This window comes from Secundilactobacillus angelensis (assembly GCF_012641075.1).
Taxonomy (GTDB): Bacteria; Bacillota; Bacilli; order Lactobacillales; family Lactobacillaceae; genus Secundilactobacillus; species Secundilactobacillus angelensis.
Genome location: NZ_JAAXLJ010000065.1, coordinates 1 through 674, shown reverse-complemented (window position 1 = coordinate 674; position 674 = coordinate 1). Strand labels below are relative to the sequence as shown.

1 protein-coding gene is annotated in these 674 nt (G+C 43.8%); it reads left to right on the top strand.

Translation table 11 applies throughout. The annotated features are described in order from the left end of the window. On the top strand, nt 1–674 hold a 674-nt coding region (locus HC026_RS12370; protein WP_168926203.1), incomplete at both ends, for a transposase.

The following is a 674-nucleotide window of genomic DNA, read 5'->3' as shown; positions in this document are numbered from 1 at the left end:
TGAACCAATCCAAGGTGTTACATCGCTAGTTTATTATGCCAAGTTAAGCGTCCTTCCAGAACGCTGTCCTCAGTGTGGCTTTAGTGACCGGATCGTCCGCTATGGGTTTGATCAGGAACGTATCATCGTTCCGAGTTTTAGCTACCGACCAACTTATTTAAAACTTAGCTGCCAACGATTTCGCTGTAAGCACTGCACTGCCATCTTTCAAAATCGGACCGACTACGTCCGTCCGCATTGTGTCGTTAGTGAACCAGTCCGCCAATTGGTTCTATTTGATGCACTCTCAAACCGTTCTCTCACTGATATCAGTCAACGTTATCACACCTCTGATAAAACCGTTCAACGCATTATTGATGAAGAAGCTGAACTTCACAATTACCATCAAACAACCTGGCTGCCAGAACACCTGGCTTTTGATGAATTTAAGGCGACCAATAAGATGAACTTCATCTGGGGAGACAGTGATCATCCCGAAATCGGCTCTATTCTGCCATCGCGTACCTCTTATCAAATAACGAAATATTTTGAGCGTTTCTCACTTCAGGTTCGTCAACAAGTAAAGACCGTTTCCTTAGACTTAAACGCTGGGTACATCAATCTAGTCCCACGTCTGTTTCCAAATGCGAAAATAGTTGTGGATCGTTTTCATATCGTTCAGATGGTTTCAACTG